This is a genomic window from Serratia sp. JSRIV001, assembly GCF_019968745.1.
Taxonomy (GTDB): Bacteria; Pseudomonadota; Gammaproteobacteria; order Enterobacterales; family Enterobacteriaceae; genus Chania; species Chania fonticola_B.
The window spans coordinates 5179827-5199686 of the sequence record NZ_CP074147.1 but is presented as its reverse complement, the minus strand read 5'-3'; the positions used below and the strand labels follow the sequence as shown (position 1 = coordinate 5199686).

The window sequence follows — 19860 nt, the reverse complement described above, 5'->3', positions numbered from 1 at the left end:
ACGTCATTGTTATTTTCGTTCAGCGGCTGGGGGCGGTAAGCTCGCGGAGGCCCTGGCTGCTGAAGATGATGAACGGTGTTGCTTTATTCTTTGGTTCTAATGGGGCGACACCGGATCATGAGTGATACGTTAGCGAGCCACGGTAAAGTATGTTGCTTTCTTTCCAACCCCCGAGCCTGCTTTGCTGCTGCGGGAAGTTCAGCGTCCAATTGACCTGCCGCAACCGGTTAGGGGCTGGGTTATCTGCCTGCGGTTGAGGCCACAGGCGGTAGCCCAGATCCGTTGCTAAAGTATAGGCCGGAACCGACTGGGACGGGGCCTGCAACGAGTTGGGGTAGGAATGCATCCGGGGCAAAGACAGCAGTAGTTTGCTGAGGGGCTTGCGGCGGAGTTCACTGTGCGGACGGTAATCCTGATCGTAGGGGGAAACCACATGCTCATCAAGTAATGCCTGAGCATTTAACGCGGAGGCTAAGGCTGTGGTTTGTGCTGCATAGAGCTTTGGGCCGGAGACCGAACCGGTCCAGCAGGAAAGAGCAATAAGCATGGCAAACAACCAGCGCATGTATTCGCGTTCCACCCCAAAGTCAGTCGATAAAAAAGTGGGCTAACTCTACCAAAATAGCACGATTGGCAACAGGGAAATCTACGCGGTCGCTGGGGAAATATCGCGCAGTGGGCGGCTGTACCGGGATCGATTCAGCCGTTTTTACAATACCTGACATTCGGTACGATTTCTTGACGCCAAAATCCTATTTGGTGGGGGTGGCCATGTTATCCAAATGGATCACCGGATTCTCGGCAAACAGGTAGCGATCGGCGTTGTATTCGAAATCGTCGGTGGTGGCATTGAACAGCATCTGCTTGGTATTTTCCAGATGTTGCCACATGGCCAGTTTGGCACCGTGAGGATCTTTACGTATCAGCGCTTTAAGGATCTCATCGTGATCGTCGCACCAGCTGGCAATGGAACGCTCATCGATGTGTTCGTGCAGTTTGATCCAGTAAGGGTTGCTGACACGCTGAGCCCACATTTTTTCCACTATGGTGGCCATGGCGGTATTCTGGGTCGCCAGCGCGACCTGCACATGGAATTTGAGATCCCACTGCGAATCGCGGAAGCGATCCTCTTTGCGCGCTTGCTCCTGGATCTCCATCAGTTGGACGATATCCTGCTTGGTCACCTGGGTGGCGGCGAACTCGGCGATGTTACTTTCGATCAACTGGCGGGCCTGTAGCAGTTCAAAAGGCCCAGACGTAGCGAATTCGAGGCTTTCGCCCGGTACCACCAGGTGCTTCTGCTGGTTGGAGATCACATGGATGCCCGAGCCTTTGCGCACTTCTACGTAACCTTCTACCTCCAGCATGATGATCGCCTCACGCACCACGGTGCGGCTAACGTTCATCTCTTCTGCGATATAACGCTCGGCTGGCAGTTTCTCACCGACAGGGTAGACCCCGCCCTCAATGCGCCGTTTTAGTTCGGCGGCCAATTGCTGATAAAGGCGTCTGGTTTCAGTGAATTCCATAGTGAATACTCGGTGGTAGAAGGGCGTGATGCCATAGGACCTGTTATACCACTTATCCGTTGTGGCTGCTAGCGAGTCAGATGCGAAAAGCCCGACACAAAGGCCGGGCTGTGGGGGTTAACTGCTGGCATCTGCCGTTTGTAATCGCTCCTGTTCCAGCTCGGAAACCGGCTTGTTTTGCAGCACGGTCCAGATCACGATGGCGGCCAGGATATCGAACACCGACAGGGCGGCGAACAGCGGACTGAAGCCTATGGTGTCAGCCAATGCGCCGACCACCAGAGCGAACATGGTGCTCGCCGTCCATGCAGCCATACCTGTCAGCCCGTTGGCGGTAGCGACTTCGTTGCGGCCAAAGACGTCCGACGACAGGGTGATCAGCGCGCCGGACAGTGCCTGGTGGGCAAAGCCCCCGATGCACAGTAAGGCGATGGCGACATAAGGGCTGGTGAACAAGCCGATCATGCCTGGGCCAATCATTAGTACAGCGCCCAGGGTGACCACCAGTTTGCGTGAGACGATCAGGTTGACGCCGAAATGCTTTTGGAAGAATGGCGGCAGATAGCCACCCAGGATGCAGCCGAAATCGGCGAACAGCATCGGCATCCAGGCGAACATGGCAATTTCTTTCAGGTTAAAGCCGTAAGCCTTGAACATGAACAGCGGGATCCAGGCGTTGAAGGTCCCCCAGGCGGGCTCTGCCAGGAAACGCGGTAACGCAATACCCCAGAACTGGCGATTACGCAGGATCTGCCAGGCGGACATCTTCTTGGCATTGCTGGTCTGGTGGTGCGCTTCCTGACCATCCAGAATGTAGCTGCGTTCTTCGGAACTGAGTTTCTTCTGGTCTTTCGGGTGTTTATAGAAGATCAGCCAGCAGATGGCCCAGATCAGGCTCAGGACACCGGTAATGATAAACGCCATTTCCCAGCTATGTGCCACAATCGCCCAGACCACCAACGGGGGAGCTAGCATCGCGCCCACCGAGGAGCCGACGTTAAAGTAACCCACCGCGATGGAGCGCTCTTTGGCCGGGAACCATTCGCTACTGGCTTTCAGCCCGGCAGGGATCATCGCCGCTTCGGCCATACCGACCGCACCACGGGCCATCGCCAGACCGACCCAGCTGTTGGCCAGCGCGGTACCCATACAGAAGATGGCCCACAGGATGGCAAACATCGCATAGCCGATTTTAGTGCCTAGCACGTCGAGGATATAGCCTGCAACGGGCTGCATCAGGGTATAGCAGGCTGAATAGGCGGCAACAATATAGGAATACTGTTGGGTTGTGATCCCCAGTGAACCTTCCAGCGAGGGGGCGGCGACGGACATCGCATTGCGGGTCAGATAACCGAGCACGGTGCCGATAGTCACCAGGCCGATCATATACCAGCGTAAGCCTTTAATTTTACGCATCCCAAATCTCTCCCAGTCTTAATATTTCGGCCACCGGCAAGCCCGTGGCGGTCATGGTGGTGATTCCCTTTCATCTGGTTGCCGGTATTCCGCTTACCGACGCCGCCCTGCGCGTTGCCATTAATCTGTGGTTATAAACCAGTAGCAGGGTGGCGAGAAGATAACTTGTCATACAGATTTAAAAGTTGAGTGATATCACAAAAACCATTATTTTTTTAAGTGATAATGCTTGGCATCATATGGCATTGATTTAATGGTGTCCGTCTGGATAGGTGTTTAGAGGCCGTAATAATTGGCCATCCAAGGTGAAAATCCGCTAGACTCCGCATTAAATTGGTGTGATAACTTTTCGCGAGTTGACAGCAAGGTTAGCCAGGACAAAAGGTGAGGAACCCACAATGGCCACGTTTTTGAGCGATGATTTCTTGTTAGACAGTGAATTTGCCCGCCGCCTATATCATGACTATGCAGCGGATCAGCCTATTTTCGACTATCACTGCCATTTGCCACCGCAACAGATTGCCGAAAACACTCGTTTTAAAAACATGTACGATATCTGGCTGAAGGGCGACCACTATAAGTGGCGCGCGATGCGTACCAACGGCGTGGCTGAACGCCTGTGTACCGGCGATGCTTCTGACCGGGAAAAATTTGATGCCTGGGCGGCAACGGTGCCACATACCATTGGCAACCCGCTGTATCACTGGACACACCTGGAACTGCGCCGTCCGTTTGGCATCACCGGTAAGCTACTCTCCCCGACTACCGCAGATGAAATCTGGCAGCGTGGTAATGAACTGCTTTCGCAGGAAGCTTTCAGCGCTCGCGGCATCATGAAACAGATGAAGGTGAAAATGGTGGGCACCACCGACGATCCGATCGACGATCTGCGCCACCATCAAGCCATCGCCGCCGACAGCAGCTTCGATATCAAAGTATTGCCAAGCTGGCGCCCAGACAAGGCCTTCAATATTGAAGCCGCCGGGTTTAATGACTATATGCGACAGCTGGAAGCCGCCGCAGACACGTCCATCAGCCGCTTCAGCGATTTGTGCGATGCGCTGAAAAAACGCCTGGATCACTTTGCCGCTCACGGTTGCAAGGTTTCGGATCACGCGTTAGACGTGGTGATGTACGGCGAGGCCGATGAGGCAACGCTAGACAAGATCCTGGCCCAGCGCCTCAGCGGAGAGTTGCCAACGCCACAGCAGGTAGCCCAGTTCAAGACCGCCGTCCTGCTGTTCCTGGCTGCTGAATATCAGCGCCGCGAATGGGTGCAGCAATACCACATCGGCGCATTGCGTAATAACAATAGCCGGATGTTCACTACTATCGGCCCGGATATTGGCTTCGATTCCATTAACGATCAGCCGGTAGCCGAATCACTGTCGCGCCTGCTGGATGCTCAAGCCAAGCAGGGGGCATTGCCGAAGACCATTCTTTACTGCCTGAACCCACGGGATAACGAAGTGATCGGCACCATGGTCGGCAACTTCCAGGGGGAAGGTACGCCGGGCAAGATCCAGTTTGGTTCAGGCTGGTGGTTTAACGATCAGAAAGACGGCATGCAGCGCCAGATGACGCAGTTGGCGCAGCTTGGGCTACTTAGCCGCTTTGTGGGCATGCTGACCGACAGCCGCAGCTTCCTTTCCTACACGCGTCACGAATACTTCCGCCGTATCCTGTGCCAGATGATTGGCCGCTGGGTGGAAGATGGCGAAGCACCGGCGGATATTGCGTTGCTGGGTGAGATGGTGAAAAACATCTGCTTCGATAATGCCAAACACTATTTTGCTATCGAATTAGCGTAGTTACAGCTCGAGGTTGGTTTATGCAAAGCATCATAAAAATCCATGCAAAAGATAATGTGGCGGTTGCACTGTGTGATTTGGCGGCTGGTGACCAGCCTGTCTGGGAAGGGCAGGCGATCACACTGGCGCAAGACGTTGCTCGGGGGCACAAGTTTGCCCTTGAACCGATCGCTGCCGGTGAGATGATCGTCAAGTATGGCTTGCCGATCGGATATGCGCTGGAGGCCATTGCTGCGGGCGAACATATTCATTCGCAAAATGCCAAAACCAACCTGAGCGATCTCGATAGCTACCAGTATCAACCGGAGTTCCAGACCTTACCGGCGCAGGCGGCAGATCGTGACGTACAGATTTACCGCCGCAGCAACGGTGAGGTAGGGATCCGCAACGAACTGTGGATCATCCCGACCGTGGGCTGTGTAAACGGCATCGCCCGTCAGATCCTGCAGCGTTTTCTGAAGGAAACCGGGGAAGCAGAAGGGATCGACGGCGTGCATCTGTTCAGCCACCCCTTCGGCTGCTCACAGCTCGGGCAGGATCATGAAAATACCCGTACCATGCTGCAAAATATGGTGCGTCACCCTAATGCGGGTGCGGTTCTGGTGATTGGCCTGGGCTGTGAGAACAACCAGGTGGATGCCTTCCGCAGTACCCTGGGTGAGTTTGATGAGCAGCGCGTACGCTTTATGGTCTGCCAGCAACAGGATGATGAAGTTGCCGACGGATTGGCACATTTGCATGCGTTATACCAGATTATGCGCGACGATCGTCGCCAGCTGGGAAAACTCAGCGAGCTGAAGTTTGGCCTGGAATGTGGGGGATCGGACGGTTTATCGGGGATCACGGCTAACCCGTTATTGGGCTGCTTCTCGGATTATGTGATTGCCAACGGCGGCACCACGGTGCTGACCGAAGTACCGGAAATGTTTGGTGCCGAGCGCATTCTGATGAGCCGCTGCCGTGATGAAGAGACCTTTGAAAAAACCGTCAGCATGGTCAACGACTTCAAACAGTATTTTATTGCCCACAACCAACCGATTTACGAGAACCCTTCGCCGGGCAACAAGGCGGGTGGCATCACCACGTTAGAAGAGAAATCTCTGGGCTGTACCCAAAAAGCCGGGCAGAGCCAGGTGGTGGACGTGTTGAAATACGGTGAACGCCTGCGTCTGCCGGGGCTGAACCTGCTGAGTGCGCCGGGCAATGATGCGGTCGCTACCAGCGCGCTGGCGGGAGCCGGGTGCCATATGGTGCTGTTCAGCACCGGGCGGGGGACGCCTTACGGTGGCTTTGTGCCAACGGTGAAGCTGGCGACCAACTCGGAGCTGGCAGCGAAGAAGCCGCACTGGATCGATTTTGACGCAGGCCGCCTGATCCACGGCTTGCCGATGGCGCAGATGCTGGAGCAGTTTGTCGATCTGATCGTGGACATTGCCGATGGCGCTCCGGCGCGTAATGAAGTGAATGATTTCCGCGAGTTGGCGATCTTTAAAAGCGGTGTCACGTTGTAAAGCCTAGCCGGCGGGAGTAGCATAAAACGGCGTTTTGTTTTAAACGCCTTGCTACTACCGCCCCAGGATCTCCCTAATGACGTTTTATTGGTTTGCGCAGTCTGTTGGCGTGCTGGCTTTTTTGGTCGGTATCACCAGCTTTTTTAATCGCGATGACCAGCGTTTCAAACTGCAACTGTCGGGCTACAGCCTGATTATCGGCATTCACTTTATCCTGATGGGAGCGAATGCCGCAGGGAGTAGCGCACTGCTTAGCGCCTGCCGCAACCTGGTTTCGATGAAGACTCGCAGCCTATGGGTGATGTGGATCTTTATCTCCCTTACGCTGATCATTGGTTTATCCCGCTTCCACCACTGGATCGAACTGCTACCGATTTGCGGCACGACCGTCAGCACCTGGGCCTTGTTCCGCACCCGGGGTTTGACCACCCGCTGCGTAATGTGGTGCTCAACGGCCTGTTGGGTCACCCACAACATCTGGCTTGGCTCGATCGGGGGTTCGCTGATTGAAGGCAGTTTCCTGCTGATGAACGGTTTCAACATTATCCGCTTCCGCCGCCTGCAACTGCGCGGCATCGATCCTTTTGCGGTCGAAAAAAAGGCGTCTGATGAAGAGTGCCAGACCCCTCACCCTAACCCTCTCCCACAGAGAGAGGGAACCGATCGAGTTCGTTGATTGCTTTGAGTACTACCTTGCCTTTCTTGTTCTTACTCCTGGAGTTGAAATAGTAGGGGCTATCAGTTCCCTTTCGCACAAGGGGACCGATCGAGTGGATTTGAAATTGTAGTGACTCATTGGATGAGGGGGGATCGAGTTTGCTGAGATTGCCTTTCTACTTGCAAAAGAGCAGGGACTAACAGCTCCCTCTCCCTGTGGGAGAGGGTTGGGGTGAGGGGACTTAGCGAATTTTCAGCGGATCTTCATTGGCCAAACGCTGGTCTTCTGCCTGACAGGCTGCTGCGGTAAACAGCACGTCGGTGGAGGAGTTGAGCGCGGTTTCAGCCGAGTCCTGCAGTACGCCGATGATAAAGCCGACGGCAACGACCTGCATTGCAATTTCATTGGGAATACCGAACATGTTGCAAGCCAGCGGGATCAACAGCAGTGAACCACCGGCCACGCCGGAAGCCCCACAGGCGCAGATCGCCGCAACCACGCTCAGCAGCAGTGCAGTCGGCACATCTACAGGAATGCCCAGCGTATGAACCGCCGCCAGCGTCAACACGGTGATGGTGATCGCGGCACCGGCCATGTTGATGGTCGCCCCTAACGGAATAGAAACCGAATAGGTATCTTCGTTCAGATTCAGCTTTCTGCTCAGTTCCATATTCACCGGAATGTTGGCTGCGGAGCTGCGGGTAAAGAAGGCGGTAACGCCGCTTTCGCGCAGGCAGGTGAACACCAGTGGATAAGGATTACGGCGGATCTTCCAGTAAACGATCAGCGGGTTCAGCACCAACGCCACCAGCAGCATACAGCCGATCAGCACGAACAGTAGTTGAGCATAGCCCCACAGTGCGCTGAAGCCGGTATCGGCCAGGGTCGATGCCACCAGGCCAAAGATACCCAGCGGCGCAAAGCGGATCACCGCACGAACCACCATAGTCACGGCATGGGACATATCGGTGATTAACGATTTGGTGTTATCAGAGGCATGGCGCAGCGCCAGCCCCAGACCCACGGCCCAGGCCAGGATGCCAATATAGTTGGCGTTGATCAGCGCATGGAATGGGTTCGCCACCACGCTCATCAGCAAGCCTTTGAGCACTTCAACGATGCCACCCGGCGGATTGATGTCGGTGGTGCCCACGGCCAGCGCCAGCGTGGAGGGGAAAATAAAGCTGATCACCACGGCGGTCAGCGCGGCGGCAAAGGTACCCAGCAGGTAGAGGAACAGGATGGGGCGGATATTGGTTTTTTGGCCCTGCTTATGGTTGGCAATGGAGGCCATGACCAACACCAGTACCAACAGCGGTGCCACCGCCTTCAGCGCGCCAACGAACAGCGAGCCGAGCAGGCCAACGGCTGCTGCTGCGGCTGGCGAAACCAGTGCCACCACAATGCCCGCTACCAGGCCGATCAATATTTGTTTAACCAGGCTGCCCTGAGTGATGCGTCGTAATAGTTTATTCATGATGCGCTTGCGTTTCCGCTCCCTGAGAATGTGATGTACAGATTGCTGCGCCTCGGCTGAAACGTGGCCGGGCAACTTATCGTCATATCTGTAACTAAGTATGTTTGCCATGCCAGTATTCAGTAAACGGGGGATCTTGGAAAGGGGAGAAGATGAAATTACCTGCATGGATCAATGATTGATAACATGCTGTTTACATTTGTGTGATCGTCATAACATTTGGCGTTTATGGCTATTTGCCAAATAATCGCGGGGCGTCTAGCGCCCCGGATAACAGATTATGGTGACTAACCTCAACCGACCCCGGCCAATGGCTGCTGGGCCCCGAGGCTGGCGACAAAGTCCTGCAGCAACAGTTGGCTGAACGGGGTATCGCTAACCTGTTGTTGTTTAAGCTGATAAATTTGCTGTTTGGCCGGTTCCAACTCGCTGAGCCAGCTCAGGTAGCGCTGCATGATCGCCCCGTTAAACTCCGGGTGGAACTGGGTGGTCAGAGCGTTATCGCCGTAACGCAGGATTTGGCAGGCGTCCTGTTGCGAGCGGGCCAGCACTTCAGCCCCTGGCGGCGGCGTTAGTACGCTTTGCGCATGGATCAGGTTCACGTTGAAGCGCGCAGGCAGGGAAGCCAGACGCTTATCTGAGCGGGCAGCGGGTAATAACTCGATCTCGAGAGTGCCAACCTCCATGCCCTGCGGGTGGTAGCCCACCTCGCCGCCCAGCGCATAAGCCAGAAGCTGGTGGCCGTAGCACACGCCAAAGATCGGCAGATTGATTTGCATTGCCTGGCGCAACCATTCTGCCGCCCGTTCGCTCCAGGGAAGCCGTTCGGTCACCATCGCGGCTGAACCGGTAATCACCACGCCGCAGTAATCTTCCGGAGGCAATGGCGTCTCGCCGGCGAGAACGTGCACGATATGTACTCGATCTGCGGCGATATTCCCCTGTCGCAGGAACATCTGCTCAAAGTTGGCCTGCTCCTGCTGGATCATCTGCGGTGCATCACCGGTTTGCATCAACAACAGCGGTTTCATCTCATTCTCCGTCAGCGGGGAACACTACGCCGGTCTGGCGGCGGATCTCCGTCAGCAGGCTGGCGACGATCAGGGAATTTTCCAGGCCCTCATGCTCGACCTGCCGTTTTTCCACCAGTTCGGCAAACACTTGCGCTTCATACAGCATGGTATTGATGTGTTGTGGCTGGGTCAGCACCTGGCTATTTTCGCCGCGCGGCGTCAGCACCACGCCTTGGGCTTCGGAGATTTTTTCGATCACCAGCGTACCTTCTTCGCCCTGGATCTCACTCGGAATGTCAGAGTTGCTGACCTTGGAATGGCTGATCACCACGTCAAAGTCACCATAGTTCAGGCACACGCTGCCGTGGGCATCGACCCCGGTATCGAGCAATGTTGCGCTAGCCAATACCGACTGCGGTGCACCAAACAGCGCCACGGTGCTGGCCACGCAGTAATAGCCAATGTCCATGATCGAGCCGTTGGAAAAGTGTGGATTGAAGGTGTTTGGATTTTCACCGGCCAGGTAACGGGGATAGCGAGAGGAGTATTGGCAATAGTTGATAAATGCCTTACGCAGTTTGCCAATCTTCGGCAATGCCTGTTGCAGGATAAGAAAATTGGGCAAGTGGGCGCTTTTGAACGCTTCAAACAGCACTACCTGATGTTCCCGTGCGCAGGCCACCAGTTGTTCCACTTCGCGCAGATTTGACGCCAGCGGCTTCTCGCAAATCACGTGTTTTTTATGGCTGAGGAATAGCAGAGATTGTTGGCAGTGCAGAGAGTTGGGGCTGGCAATATACACTGCATCAATCACGTCGGATTGCGCCAGCGCTTCCAGTGAGTCAAAGAAGTGTTCGACCGGGTAGTTGGCGCCAAAGGCCTGCGCTTGTTCGAGCTTACGCGAATAGATGGCGGTCAGCCTCATCTTGCCGCTTTCGTGAGCCGCATCGATAAAACGTTCGGTGATCCAGTTGGTGCCGACAACAGCAAAGCGAATCATGGGTGACTCCAGTTTCCACAGGAAGATAGCTCAGGGGACCAGATTATCACGCCGCAAAGATTAGGCGAATATTTGCTTAAAAAGGCTGATTATTCATAGAGTTCACCAAACAAGGAGAGATGGGTCAGATACAGGCGGGTATCAAACTCCAACTGGTGATAGCTGGGTTCCATATGGCAGCACAGGCTGTAAAACGCCTTATTGTGGTCTTTCTCTTTCAGGTGCGCTAATTCGTGGACGACGATCATGCGCAGGAAAGGTTCTGGGGCGTTTTTAAACACCGTCGCCACGCGGATCTCGGCTTTGGCTTTCAGTTTGCCACCCTGCACCCGGGAAATGGCGGTATGCAGCCCCAAGGCGTGCTTCATCACCTGGATTTTGCTGTCGTAGGCCACCTTGCTCAGCGGTTGAGCATTACGCAGATACTGATTTTTCAGATCGACGGTAAACTGATAAAGCGACTTGTCGGTGGTGCAGCCATGCACCTGAGGATAGCGTTGCAACAAAACCTCGCCCAGACGCTGTTGCTGGATGAGTTGTTGCACCTGCATTTGCAGATGATCGGGGTAGCCTTGCAGGTAGCTCAGTTCAGACATGTTATTCAGTATTCAGTGGTAAACCGGGGTGAGCATTGTATGACGTTTTCTTGCTCAAATCCCTTAAAGGGTAATTAATCCCAAAAAACATTTTACTGCCGAGCGTTTTTAGGGGATAAACAGCCCAAATTTATCATTCAGGAGGGGCAATGAGCCAACTCGATCTGGGAACACAGCAACTTGAGCTGGAGCGTTATCCCCAACAGGAAGAAGCCACCCAGCTGCAGGCGTGGGAAGCGGCGGACGAATATCTGCTGCAACAGTTGGAAAATGTCGATATCGGTGAACGCCCGGTACTGATTTTCAACGACAACTTTGGCACGTTGGCTTGTGCTCTGCATGGCTATAAGCCTTACAGCATCAGCGATTCTTACATGAGCCAGTTGGCGACGCGCCATAACCTCAAGCTCAATGAGCTCGATGTTGAGCAGGTCACCTTGCAAGACAGCCTGGCCGAACTGCCTGCCAACCCGGCGGTGGTATTGATCCGCATCCCGAAAGCGCTGGCGCTGCTGGAGCAGCAATTACGTGCCCTGCGTGACGTGGTGGCACCCGATACGCTGATCGTGGCGGGTGCCAAAGCGCGTGACGTGCATACCTCGACCATGCAAGTGTTTGAGCGGGTGCTAGGCCCAACCCGCACCAGCCTGGCCTGGAAAAAGGCCCGCCTGATTTATTGCCAGGTCGCTGACATCGTGCCACCGGCAGCGCCGGAAACCACCGACTGGCTGCTCGACGGCACGGACTGGCTGATCCACAACCATGCCAACGTGTTCTCACGCGGTAGCCTGGATATTGGTGCACGCCTGTTCCTGGAAAATCTGCCGAAGGATTTGCAGGGCCATATTGTCGATCTCGGCTGTGGCAACGGCATTATCGGGATGCGAGCTTTGGTGCAAAACCCGCAAGCGCAGATGACCTTCGTCGATGAGTCTTACATGGCGGTGGCGTCCAGTGAACTGAACGTGGCACACAACCTGCCGCAAGAGATGGATCGCTGTCAGTTTGAAGTGAACAACTCGCTGGCGGGCATTGAGCGTGAAAGCCTGCAGGCGGTACTGTGCAATCCACCGTTCCATCAGCAGCATGCGATCACCGATCACACCGCCTGGCAGATGTTCTGCGACGCCAAGCGCTGCCTGCAAGTAGGTGGTGAGCTGTGGATCGTGGGCAACCGCCATCTGGATTACTACCAGAAGCTGAGGCGTTTATTCGGCAACTGCACCACCGTGGCCTCCAACCAGAAGTTCTTGATCCTCAAAGCGGTCAAGTCTGGCGCGCGCTATTGATGTAGGGGCGCAGCATTATACTGCGCCCGTCTAATCAATGGGTTACAGAGCCATTGCCAACCGCGTGCCCTGATCGATAGCGCGGCGGGCATCCAGCTCGGCGGCCACGTCGGCACCGCCAATCAGATGCACCGTTTTCCCCATCTTCAGCAGCGGTTGCTGCAATTCACGGCGCGGTTCCTGCCCAGCACAAATCACCACCGTATCCACCGGCAAGCAGCTTTCCTGCTCGGCACGCAGGATATGCAGACCTTCGTCGTCAATGCGTTGATAGCTCACGCTATTGAGCATTTTCACGCCACGTAGCGCCAGGCTGGTGCGATGGATCCAACCGGTGGTTTTACCCAGGCCTTCACCCACCTTGCTGGTTTTGCGTTGCAACAGGAATATCTGGCGTGGTGAGGCTGGCACTTCCGGCCCTTGAGGGCTGAGGCCCCCGCGCTGCTCGAGCTGCGAATCGATCCCCCATTCGCGGTTAAACGCTGCCGGATCCAGGCTACTGGAGGTGCCGTGCTGGCTAAGATATTCGGCGACGTCGAAGCCAATTCCCCCGGCCCCAATGATGGCGACCCGTTGCCCAACCGGCTTTTTATCGCGTAAAACATCGAGATAGTTCACCACCTTGGCGTGCTCGATGCCCGCAATGGCTGGCATACGCGGCACGATGCCACAGGCCAGGATCACCTCATCGAAATCCGCCAGATCCTGCGGTTGCACCTGCTGCCCTAGCTTCAGCTCCACTTCATTGAGCGCCAACTGACGGCGGAAATAGCGCAACGTCTGGTGAAACTCCTCCTTGCCGGGGATTTGTTTGGCGATATTGAATTGGCCACCGATCTGCTCGGCGGCGTCAAACAGGGTTACCTGATGCCCACGGCTGGCGGCGGTGGTGGCAAACGCCAACCCGGCTGGCCCGGCCCCCACCACGGCCAATTTTTTAGGCGTTGCCGTGGCGATCAATGGCATTTCGGTTTCGCGACAGGCGCGAGGGTTGACCAGGCAGGAAGTGAGCTTGTGATCGAAAATCTGATCCAGACAGGCCTGATTGCAGCCGATGCAGGTGTTGATTTCGTCCGCACGGCCTTCTGCGGCTTTCTGCACGAACGCCGCATCCGCCAGGAACGGGCGTGCCATGGACACCATGTCGGCACAACCATCGGCCAACACCTGTTCCGCCACCGCAGGATCGTTGATGCGGTTGGTGGTGATCAGCGGGATCTTCACTTTGCCCATCAGCTTGCGCGTCACCCAACTGAACCCGGCGCGCGGCACCATGGTGGCGATGGTGGGAATACGTGCTTCGTGCCAGCCGATGCCGGTGTTGATCAGCGTTGCGCCAGCCTGTTCAATCGCCACGGCAAGCTGTTCGATCTCCTGCCAGCTGGAGCCATCCTCCACCAGATCGAGCATCGACAGGCGGTAGATCAGAATAAATTCTGGCCCGGTTGCCTCGCGCACGGCCCGCACAATTTCCACGGCGAAACGCATGCGGTTGCTGAAACTGCCGCCCCATTGGTCGATGCGCTGGTTGGTACGAGACACCAGGAACTGGTTAATCAGATAACCTTCAGACCCCATGACTTCCACGCCGTCATAGCCAGCCTGCTGAGCCAAAGCCGCGCAGTTGGCGAAGTCGGTAATAGTCTGTTCGACCTCTTGATGGGTGAGCGCTGCTGGGCTGAATGGGTTAATCGGTGCTTGCAGCGCAGAAGGAGCTACCGGCTGTGGCTGATAGCTATAGCGCCCGGTATGCAGGATTTGCAGGGCAATCTTGCCCCCAGCCTGATGGACTGCCTCAGTCACGATCCGGTGATGGGCAACCTGCTGTGGCTGGTTCAGAACCGATGCTCCACGATACACCACGCCTTTCTCATTAGGGGCAATACCGCCGGTCACGATCAGGGCGACACCGGCAGCGGCCCGCTCGGCATAGAATGCCGCCATACGCTCGGGGCCATCAGGCAGTTCTTCCAGGCCGGTGTGCATCGATCCCATCAGCACCCGGTTTTTCAGGGTAGTGAAGCCGAGATCCAGCGGCGCAAGCAGGTTGGGGTAAGCACGCATTGCAGTCTCCACAATATTTATCGTTATAGTTTTGACGACCACTCAAGTGGTCGGATGAGATAAATCTAGCCGTTGTTGGCGCACTTGGGAAACGCGGATGTGCTGAATGTGATAGACCTCATGTTTGCAATCGGTATAAAAGATCGGCTAACATCGGCTCGCTTTATCCCTTTTCTCTCTGCGGAGCCATTACCGAAAATGAACAACCACACCTGCTGATATCTGGCCCTATACCGAGCACGCCCGTGCCGTATGGGGATGTTTTGATTTCATACAGGAGTGTTTATGGCTCATTTTGCGCAGTCCCCTTATTTCGTTTTACATCAATTAACCTGTCAGTTTGCCAATGGCGAAACGCTGTTTGGCCCGCTTAATCTGGCCGTTGAACAGCAGCACTGTGGCCTGGTGGGGCGTAACGGCGTGGGAAAAACTCGCCTGCTACGTCTGATTGCCGGGCTGGATCAACCCGCCTCAGGCCATATTGAAACGCAGGCAACCTTTGCCTATGTGGCGCAGCAGCCGCACTTCACCGAACAGACAACCCTGGCTACGCTGCTGGGCTACGGCGAGGTATTTGCCGCCCAGGCCCGTCTTGAGCAAGGTTGCCCACGGCTGGACGATATCGATCGTCTTGAGGGCCAGTGGGATCTGGGGGATCGCCTGAGCACGGTTTTTGCGGCGGCTAGATTGCCTGATTTTGACCCGCAACGGCCAGCCGGAGCGCTGAGTGGCGGCGAGCGTATGCGTGCGGCTTTGTGTGGTGCGTTAATGTCGGGGGCCGATTTCCTGTTGCTGGACGAACCGACCAATCACCTCGATAGCACGGGCCGCGAATGGCTGTATCAGCAATTGGCGCAGTGGCGTGGTGGCCTGTTGATTGCCAGCCACGATCGGCAACTGCTGGCACGGATGCAGCGGATCGTCGAACTGACTCCCGAAGCACTGCGCAGCTACGGCGGCAATTATCACGAATACCATCGGCTGCGGGAGCAAGAGCAACAGGCGGCACGTGCCCAACTGGAACATGCGGCGTTGGAAAGACGGCGCGTCCGCGCCCGCCAGCAGAAAGAACATGACAATTACCAGCGCCACTCCGCCCGTACGCTGAGAACCGTGGACTCGCTGAATATCGCCTCTTTTGAAAAAGCGGCCCTCAAAGGGGCTGCGCGCGACACGATGGGTACCTTGCGTAAACAGCATCAGGGGCAAAAGAACACACTGGATGAAGCGGTGCGCGAGGCGAGGGAACGGGTTGAAGAGGATAACCCGGTGATGCTGACTTTACCGGGCAGCTCGGTGGCTGCGGGTAAGCAGGTATTGGTACTGGAACAGTTACAACTGCCGTTTGTCAGCTTACCGCCGCTCGACTGGCGGATGGATGGCCCGATGCGCGTCGCCATCACCGGCCCGAACGGTTGTGGCAAATCCACGCTGTTGAAGGTGATCCTGGGGCAACTGGCTGCCAGCGCTGGTTACTGCCATTGCTCGGTATCGCTGGCCTATCTCGATCAAAACCTGTCCCAGCTCGATCTGACGCGTTCGGTGGTCGATCATCTGGGTTTACAGGATACCCCGCTGGCCGAAGGAGTGTTGCGTAGCCAACTGGTGCAGCTGCAACTGAATGCCGACCGGGTCACGCTGCCGTTGGCGGCATTGAGTGGTGGAGAGCGGTTGAAAGCGGCGCTGGCCTGTGTGCTGTGGCGGCGTGAGCCTGCGCAACTCCTGCTGCTGGATGAACCGACCAACCATTTGGATCTGGCCTCATCGCAGGCAATTGAAGCAGCCTTGGCTGAGTTTCCTGGTGCGATGCTGGTGGTATCGCATGATGAGGACTTCTTACAGGCGCTGCGATTGACCCATCGTTTGTCTTGGTCGGCAGCGGGTTGGTGCTTTCAAGCAATGTAACCCCGCCTGAGGGGCCAAGCTGGGGAGTTTTTGGTATACTTAAGGTCATTTTGTGAGGTTTCGAGACAATGACTATGACTCCAGTGGCAACAGCAGCCGAAGTAATTTATTACAACGGCACTATCTTCACCGCAGATGCGGAAAATCGTGTTTGTAGTGCGTTGGCGATAGGGCAGGGATACATTCTTGCGGTAGGGACTGATGAGCAGGTGCTTGCGCTGGCGACACCCACCACCGAACGCATCGATCTGCACGGTAAAATGATGATGCCGGGCCTGATCGACAGCCATATGCACCCATTCTGGGGGGGCAAACAGCTCAAGGGATGCAGCCTGCACTATGCGGCGCTGACGGTAGAGCAGACCTTGCAGCATATACAGGACCATCTGGATAAATATCCGGCTGGCGATGACGAATGGCTGACGGTGCGCGCCTGGCAGCGTCAGGCGATGATCCCGGTGGGTGCGGACATGAGCCGTGCGCTGCTGGACTCTCTGAACACCCGCCGCCCGGTAGCGTTGTTCGCTAACGATTGCCACACGCTGGCAGCTAACAGCCGTGCGCTGGAGGTGTTGGGCATTGATGAAAATACGCCAGTGCCGCCAGATGGCAAGATCGCCCGCGATGCCGATGGTCAACTGACCGGGATCCTGGAAGATGCTCCGGCCATGCGCGCCTTCGACAGCATTCCTTCCGGCACGGCGGAACAGAACGTGCAGGTGGCGGCTCATGTGCAGCAGGTACTGCATGAGCAGGGCGTAACCACGGTGATGGATACCCGCGTATTTGCGGAGCAACTGGAGGCTTTCGCCGTACTGCGCGATCGCGGTGAGCTGACCTTACGCGTGCTGGGGGCCAAAGAAGTCACGCCAGACAGCGTACAAGGGCCGGAAGACGCTGCCCGTGCGGTGCAGGAAGTTGTCGCCTTTGCCGAACAGTGGAGCAGCCAGCCTTGGACGCCGCAGGCCGGGATCTCTGTTGGCCATCTCAAACTGTTCGTCGACGGAGTGTTGCAGCCACCGACCATGACGGCGGCGCTGTTGGAGCCTTACCGTGAACATCATGGGGAAGCCAAGAGTGAGCGTTATGGCGATCTCTACTTCACCACGCCGGTGCTGAACGCGCTGATCGTCGAGTGTGGCCGCGCTGGGCTGCATCCGCATACCCACACGGTCGGCGATGGCGCAATCGAGCAGGTGCTGGATGCGGTTGAGCTGATGCGCGCGGCCTGCCCGGGCAAGGATATCCGCCCAGGGTTGGCCCATAACGAACTGGTTGCGCCGCATCAGTATGCGCGTTTTGCCTCTTTGGCGGCAACGGCAGTGCTTTCGTTCCAGTGGGCCGGTTTACCGGGCGTACTGATCGATGAAGAGCGCGAGATGCTGGGTGAAGCCCGTTTCCCTCACCTGGAGCCCGCGGCACGCTTCCTGGATGCCGGTGCGCGGCTGGCCTATGGCAGCGACTGGCCAATCGATCGCCTGGATGAGTGGTATAACCTGCAGGTGGGGATGACCCGCCGGGCCTGGGATAGCGAAGGTAATCCTGCCGGGCCACGCCTGGACAACGATCGCGATCTGACCCTGATCGAAACGCTGCGCGCAGCCACCATCGATGCGGCCTACATGATCGCCAAAGAGCAGTATATTGGCTCGCTGGAAGTGGGCAAATTTGCTGATGCGATCGTCCTGCACCATAATCTGTTTGAGCAACCGGCAGAGAAACTGTACCAAACCCGCATCGAGCGGACGTTGGTGGGTGGGAAGATCAGCTATCAATCCTGATAGCAATGTGAATTAAGCGGTCATTTTTACCTGGAGGCGTTGCATGCAGCGCCTCGACAAATTCGGCAACATTGCCATGAAGGGTAATTTTTACCGCTTTTCCTCATCCTGCAAACAATAAATCAACGGGTTATGCCCCAGTTCTTTACCTATTGCCACCTGGTTTTCTGAAAGCGGATTGTTAGCTTCCCCGGCAGCCTAACTTGTGCCAGAATCCGTCCCCTTGTTTTTACCGCAGCGAATCAAATAGCCTATTGGGATTGGCCCTGAATAGCGCTGAGCTGCGCCAGGAGATGATACGGTAATGCCGCAAAACATTCGGTTGCAACGAGTTCTTAAAACCCCCGCCCTGGTTGCGTTTGGCCTTGCCTATATGGTGCCACTGGGCGTGTTTACCACCTACGGTCAGGTTACCGTGTTAAGCCAGGGCCACTTACCCATCGCTTATCTGGTTACCATCGTGACCATCCTGTTTACCGCCCTGAGCTATTGCCGGATGACCAACGCCATGCCGTTGGCAGGTTCGGCCTATTCCTACGTACAGCGCAGTTTTGGTGGTAAAACCGGTTTCCTGGTAGGTTGGGCGCAGATCCTCGATTATCTGTTCCTGCCAATGCTTAACTATCTGGTTTTAGGTATCTTCTTGCACGAGGCATTCCCGTCGATCCCTGCTTACGTGTTTATTCTTGGCTCCATTGCCAGCGTCAGCGCGCTGAATATTCTGGGCGTGCGCCTGCTTAGCTCGGTGAACTTCACGCTGATTGCCTTGCAGATGGTGTTCATCGTGCTGTTTATTGTACTGGCATTTAGCGAGGCCGATCTCAGCCCGGCGTCATTGATGAAACCGCTGTTGGTGGATGCTGGTGACTTCTCTGGTCTGATCGCCGGGGCTGCGGTGCTGTGCCTGGCCTTCCTGGGTTTTGACGCTATTGCCACCATGGCCGAAGAGGCCGCCGACGCCAAACGTACTCTGCCGCGCGCGATCCTGATTACCGTGATCTGTGCCGGTGGCATCTTTGTTGCCGTCTCCTACGCCGCGCATCTGGCCTATCCTGACTGGCAATCGCTGATCCCGCATCAGGACACCGCCAGCCTGATTATTTCGGAGCACGTGGGTGGCAAGTGGATGTACAACTTCTTTATGGCCACTTACCTCACTGGGGTGTATGCCTCCTCCATGTCTGCGCAAACCGGCGTCTCACGTATTTTCTACGCCATGGGGCGTGAAGGCGTGTTGCCGCGCAAAGTGTTCTACCATCTGCACCCTCGTTTCCGCACTCCGTGGCGCGCGATCGTGTTTGTTGCCATCATCTCGCTGCTGGCGCTGTGGATGGATTTGAGCATGGTAGTGTCGATGATCAGCTTTGGCGCACTGGGGGCATTTACCTTCGTTAACCTCAGCGTGATCAAACACTTCCTGATTAACCAAAAACGCCGTGGGCTGAACGCGATGTTCAAATACGGCCTGCTGCCGCTGATTGGCTTCGGTATGTCGGTGTGGCTGTGGGTCAACCTGGATCCCGAAGCGCTGAAAGTGGGCTTCACCTGGCTGTTTGCCGGCTTTATTTATCTGCTGTGGCTGACCAAGGGGATGCGTCAGGATCCCCCATCCACCCAGGATGATATCGGCGATCTGCTGGATTGATGCCCCTCACCCCAACCCTCTCCCACAGGGAGAGGGAGCTGTTAGTCTCTGCTCTTTTGGAAGTAAGGCGGTAATCTCAGCCAACTCGATCGTCCCCTCATCCAAGGTGCATCACCGAATTTTCAGGTTTACTCGACCAATGTCCCACAGGGAGAGGGAGCTGTT

General features: G+C 56.0%; 15 protein-coding genes. 7 read left to right on the top strand and 8 right to left on the bottom strand.

The features are described from left to right. Window positions 1-115: 115 nt before the first annotated feature. The 3 genes from KGP17_RS24065 to KGP17_RS24055 all read right to left on the bottom strand — a co-directional run bounded on the left by KGP17_RS24065 (window position 116) and on the right by KGP17_RS24055 (window position 2945). Window positions 116-565 (bottom strand): hypothetical protein, encoded by a 450-nt coding sequence (locus KGP17_RS24065; RefSeq protein ID WP_223498523.1) that lies wholly within the window; start codon window positions 563-565, stop codon window positions 116-118. A gap of 187 nt (window positions 566-752) precedes the next feature. Continuing rightward, window positions 753-1529 (bottom strand): transcriptional regulator ExuR, encoded by a 777-nt coding sequence (gene exuR, locus KGP17_RS24060; RefSeq protein ID WP_021806934.1) that lies wholly within the window; start codon window positions 1527-1529, stop codon window positions 753-755. Window positions 1530-1646: 117 nt separating this feature from the next. Then, window positions 1647-2945, bottom strand: a complete 1299-nt coding sequence (locus tag KGP17_RS24055; protein WP_021806933.1) for an MFS transporter — start codon at window positions 2943-2945, stop codon at window positions 1647-1649. A gap of 398 nt (window positions 2946-3343) precedes the next feature. On the opposite strand from KGP17_RS24055, the gene uxaC reads away from it, so the two are divergent. The 3 genes from uxaC to KGP17_RS24040 all read left to right on the top strand — a co-directional run bounded on the left by uxaC (window position 3344) and on the right by KGP17_RS24040 (window position 6943). Continuing rightward, window positions 3344-4756 carry a glucuronate isomerase gene (gene uxaC, locus KGP17_RS24050; protein WP_037376226.1) on the top strand — a complete coding sequence of 471 codons (1413 nt, stop codon included), beginning with the start codon at window positions 3344-3346 and terminating at the stop codon, window positions 4754-4756. A 20-nt stretch (window positions 4757-4776) separates the two neighbouring features. Continuing rightward, window positions 4777-6267: a UxaA family hydrolase gene (locus KGP17_RS24045; protein ID WP_094983174.1), complete on the top strand. Its 1491-nt coding sequence runs from the start codon at window positions 4777-4779 to the stop codon at window positions 6265-6267. Between the two features lie 76 nt (window positions 6268-6343). After that, the gene (locus KGP17_RS24040; RefSeq protein ID WP_223498522.1) at window positions 6344-6943 is read left to right on the top strand and encodes a YgjV family protein; all 600 of its coding nucleotides are present in this window, start codon (window positions 6344-6346) and stop codon (window positions 6941-6943) included. A gap of 223 nt (window positions 6944-7166) precedes the next feature. Here KGP17_RS24040 and sstT read toward each other — a convergent pair whose 3' ends face one another. The 4 genes from sstT to KGP17_RS24020 form a co-directional block, all read right to left on the bottom strand. Then, the gene (gene sstT, locus KGP17_RS24035) at window positions 7167-8402 is read right to left on the bottom strand and encodes a serine/threonine transporter SstT (protein WP_021806931.1); all 1236 of its coding nucleotides are present in this window, start codon (window positions 8400-8402) and stop codon (window positions 7167-7169) included. 293 nt (window positions 8403-8695) lie between these two features. Continuing rightward, window positions 8696-9433, bottom strand: a complete 738-nt coding sequence (locus KGP17_RS24030) for a glutamine amidotransferase (RefSeq protein WP_021180648.1) — start codon at window positions 9431-9433, stop codon at window positions 8696-8698. A gap of 1 nt (window position 9434) precedes the next feature. Beyond that, window positions 9435-10415, bottom strand: a complete 981-nt coding sequence (locus KGP17_RS24025) for a Gfo/Idh/MocA family protein (protein ID WP_021806930.1) — start codon at window positions 10413-10415, stop codon at window positions 9435-9437. Window positions 10416-10504: 89 nt separating this feature from the next. Further along, window positions 10505-11011, bottom strand: a complete 507-nt coding sequence (locus tag KGP17_RS24020; protein ID WP_021806929.1) for a M48 family metallopeptidase — start codon at window positions 11009-11011, stop codon at window positions 10505-10507. Window positions 11012-11160: 149 nt separating this feature from the next. Between KGP17_RS24020 and rlmG the strand changes: the two genes are divergently transcribed. Next, complete coding sequence (gene rlmG / locus KGP17_RS24015; protein ID WP_024483083.1) at window positions 11161-12300, top strand: 23S rRNA (guanine(1835)-N(2))-methyltransferase RlmG; 1140 nt, start codon at window positions 11161-11163, stop codon at window positions 12298-12300. A 42-nt stretch (window positions 12301-12342) separates the two neighbouring features. Here rlmG and KGP17_RS24010 read toward each other — a convergent pair whose 3' ends face one another. After that, complete coding sequence (locus KGP17_RS24010) at window positions 12343-14364, bottom strand: NADPH-dependent 2,4-dienoyl-CoA reductase (RefSeq protein ID WP_223498521.1); 2022 nt, start codon at window positions 14362-14364, stop codon at window positions 12343-12345. Window positions 14365-14649: 285 nt separating this feature from the next. Between KGP17_RS24010 and KGP17_RS24005 the strand changes: the two genes are divergently transcribed. From KGP17_RS24005 to KGP17_RS23995, 3 genes are all read left to right on the top strand, one after another. Beyond that, entirely contained in the window at window positions 14650-16269 is a 1620-nt protein-coding gene (locus KGP17_RS24005; RefSeq protein ID WP_223498520.1) for an ABC-F family ATP-binding cassette domain-containing protein, read from the top strand. A 74-nt stretch (window positions 16270-16343) separates the two neighbouring features. Continuing rightward, window positions 16344-18050: an amidohydrolase gene (locus KGP17_RS24000; protein WP_094983192.1), complete on the top strand. Its 1707-nt coding sequence runs from the start codon at window positions 16344-16346 to the stop codon at window positions 18048-18050. A gap of 304 nt (window positions 18051-18354) precedes the next feature. Beyond that, a complete protein-coding gene (locus KGP17_RS23995; protein ID WP_115160009.1) occupies window positions 18355-19695 on the top strand; it encodes an APC family permease in 1341 nt (446 codons plus the stop codon). The last annotated feature ends 165 nt before the right edge of the window (window positions 19696-19860 follow it).

Bases quoted from the DNA above. Each gene is read 5' to 3' on its own strand.
- KGP17_RS24000 (WP_094983192.1), top strand. From the start codon at position 16,344: ATGACTCCAGTGGCAACAGCAGCCGAAGTAATTTATTACAACGGCACT.
- KGP17_RS24030 (WP_021180648.1), bottom strand. From the start codon at position 9,433: ATGAAACCGCTGTTGTTGATGCAAACCGGTGATGCACCGCAGATGATC.
- rlmG (WP_024483083.1), top strand. From the start codon at position 11,161: ATGAGCCAACTCGATCTGGGAACACAGCAACTTGAGCTGGAGCGTTAT.
- KGP17_RS24045 (WP_094983174.1), top strand. From the start codon at position 4,777: ATGCAAAGCATCATAAAAATCCATGCAAAAGATAATGTGGCGGTTGCA.
- KGP17_RS24040 (WP_223498522.1), top strand. From the start codon at position 6,344: ATGACGTTTTATTGGTTTGCGCAGTCTGTTGGCGTGCTGGCTTTTTTG.
- KGP17_RS24055 (WP_021806933.1), bottom strand. From the start codon at position 2,945: ATGCGTAAAATTAAAGGCTTACGCTGGTATATGATCGGCCTGGTGACT.
- KGP17_RS24025 (WP_021806930.1), bottom strand. From the start codon at position 10,415: ATGATTCGCTTTGCTGTTGTCGGCACCAACTGGATCACCGAACGTTTT.
- exuR (WP_021806934.1), bottom strand. From the start codon at position 1,529: ATGGAATTCACTGAAACCAGACGCCTTTATCAGCAATTGGCCGCCGAA.
- KGP17_RS24020 (WP_021806929.1), bottom strand. From the start codon at position 11,011: ATGTCTGAACTGAGCTACCTGCAAGGCTACCCCGATCATCTGCAAATG.
- sstT (WP_021806931.1), bottom strand. From the start codon at position 8,402: ATGAATAAACTATTACGACGCATCACTCAGGGCAGCCTGGTTAAACAA.
- KGP17_RS24010 (WP_223498521.1), bottom strand. From the start codon at position 14,364: ATGCGTGCTTACCCCAACCTGCTTGCGCCGCTGGATCTCGGCTTCACT.
- uxaC (WP_037376226.1), top strand. From the start codon at position 3,344: ATGGCCACGTTTTTGAGCGATGATTTCTTGTTAGACAGTGAATTTGCC.
- KGP17_RS23995 (WP_115160009.1), top strand. From the start codon at position 18,355: ATGCCGCAAAACATTCGGTTGCAACGAGTTCTTAAAACCCCCGCCCTG.
- KGP17_RS24065 (WP_223498523.1), bottom strand. From the start codon at position 565: ATGCGCTGGTTGTTTGCCATGCTTATTGCTCTTTCCTGCTGGACCGGT.
- KGP17_RS24005 (WP_223498520.1), top strand. From the start codon at position 14,650: ATGGCTCATTTTGCGCAGTCCCCTTATTTCGTTTTACATCAATTAACC.